Raw genomic sequence first — 2,393 nt, forward strand, 5'->3', positions numbered from 1 at the left:
ATGAGGACCCCTTATCCCGAAGTTACGGGGTCAGTTTGCCTAGTTCCTTAACCATGAATCTCCCAACGCCTCAGTATGTTCTACCCGTCTACCTGTGTCGGTTTGCGGTACGGGTGCCCTTGAGATTAAGCTTAGCGGATTTTCTCGGGAGTATGTTTACCGGCGCTGTTGGACTCCTCCGAGGAGGACTCCATACTGTCAGGTTCGGCTCGAAAGGCGGACTTTCCTACCTCTCTCAGCACCTACACCCTTCAACGGGGACTTCCGTCGCCCCGCGGCCGTGTCACTGCTCCGTCTCCGCGTCGCTCCCAAGGGCAGTGACGGAATGTTGACCGTCTCTGCCATCGCCCTCTCCGTTCGGATGAGACTTAGGACCCGACTAACCCCGGGATGACTGGCATTGCCCGGGAAACCTTAGACTTGCGGCGGGAGGGAATCTCACCCTCCTTATCGTTACTTATACCTACATTTGCTTTTCCACACGCTCCAGGATTGCTTACGCGCACCATTCGACACATGTGGAATGCTCCCCTACCGATACTTTTATAATTACTATCCCGCGCCTTCGGCATCTGCCTTATACCCGATTATTATCCATGCCCGGACCCTCGACTAGTGAGCTGTTACGCACTCTTTGAATGAATGGCTGCTTCCAAGCCAACATCCTAGCTGTCACAGGGACCGGACTTCGTTAGACTAACTCAGGCAGAATTCCGGGGCCTTAAGCGGCGGTCTGGATTCTTCTCCTCTCGGGGACGGACCTTAGCACCCGCCCCCTTACTGCACGGCTGCGGACCATGAGCATTCGGAGTTCGTCAGGACGCGATAGGCGGTGAAGCCCTCTTGTCCTATCGGTCGCTCTACCTCTCATGGTGATCACCGCACGCGGCACCTAAATGCCTTTCGGGGAGTACGAGCTATCTCCAAGTTTGATTGGCCTTTCACTCCTACACACACCTCATCCAGAAGCTTTTCAACGCTTATTGGTGCGGACCTCCATCCGGTGTTACCCGGACTTCATCCTGGACATGTGTAGATCACTTGGTTTCGCGTCTACCCCCACCGACTTGACGCCCTGTTCAGGCTCGCTTTCACTGCGGATGCGCGGCTCATGCCGCTTATCCTTGCCGGTGACGGTAACTCGTAGGTTCATTATGCAAAAGGCACGCCGTCACATCATAAGATGCTCCGACCGCTTGTAGGCGCATGGTTTCAGGTTCTATTTCACCCTTCTTGTCGAAGTGCTTTTCACCTTTCCCTCACGGTACTGGTTCACTATCGGTCTCATCCGAGTATTTAGCCTTGCCGGATGGTCCCGGCGGATTCGCGCAGAATTCCTCGTGCTCCGCGTTACTCAGGATACCGCTATGCCAGCATCGGCTTCGTGTAAGGGGCTTTCACCCGCTATGGCCACACTTTCCAGTGTGTTCCACTCACCTAAACTGTGCAACGTCGCGGTCCTACAACCCCGGCGACGCGTTGCCACGCCACCGGTTTGGGCTCTTCCCCGTTCGCTCGCCACTACTAGGGGAATCATTCATTTATTTTCTCTTCCTGCGGGTACTAAGATGTTTCAGTTCCCCGCGTTGGCTTCCACGACTGGCGTGGATGACCGTCCTTCAGACGGCCGGGTTGTCCCATTCGGAGATCTCCGGATCAAAGGTTATTTGCACCTGCCCGGAGCTTTTCGCAGCTTATCACGTCCTTCATAGCCTGGATGAGCCAAGGCATCCACCATGCGCCCTTTCCTACTTCTTTCGCTGTCCATATCTCTGAAAAGAAACATGGACGTTGCTCATACTTTCAGCTGTATTGTATTGTCTCAGCATACATATTACTACGTACGCCTCGTTAAGTCTTGAACTTTGCTACTTTACAGTTTTAGCTTGTGTCAATATGTCAAAGATCGGAGTAATGAATAATGAATAATGTATAATGTATAGTGTATAATGTAGAAATTATAAATCATACATCAGCATCAACATTACGTTGTGGAGAATAACGGATTCGAACCGTTGACCCCCTGCTTGCAAAGCAGGTGCTCTAGCCAGCTGAGCTAATCCCCCGTGAATGATAAGGGGTGAATGTTGAAGTAGTCCCAGGCAGACTTGAACTGCCGACCTCCACATTATCAGTGTGGCGCTCTAACCAACTGAGCTATAGGACTATGATACTTTTGAGGATTTGCATCCCCAGAATTACTCGTCCCGGCCAATTGTGCTTCCAAGTCTCGGGGCTACAAAAGCCCGGCTTCCTTCATTCCCTTTATAGTAAACAGACAGCAGCGTACAAAAAGCCGGTAGAGGCGTCACCTTCAGGTTGACTGTCTCTTGAGCAATTATCTTGCCCTACCTTGCGTCCCTCCAGAAAGGAGGTGTTCCAGCCGCACCTTC

Annotated in this window: 2 tRNA genes and 1 rRNA gene; all 3 read right to left on the reverse strand. The window is 52.3% G+C overall.

The features are described from left to right. Positions 1-1,758: ribosomal RNA gene (locus tag NG346_RS14305) — 23S ribosomal RNA — on the reverse strand; the annotation flags it as partial. Between the two features lie 234 nt (positions 1,759-1,992). Further along, a tRNA-Ala gene (locus tag NG346_RS14310) sits at positions 1,993-2,066 on the reverse strand. 27 nt (positions 2,067-2,093) lie between these two features. Further along, positions 2,094-2,167: transfer RNA gene (locus tag NG346_RS14315), tRNA-Ile, on the reverse strand. Positions 2,168-2,393: the final 226 nt, after the last annotated feature.

The sequence above is a fragment of the Hallella absiana genome (assembly GCF_025457485.1).
GTDB lineage: Bacteria > Bacteroidota > Bacteroidia > Bacteroidales > Bacteroidaceae > Prevotella > Prevotella absiana.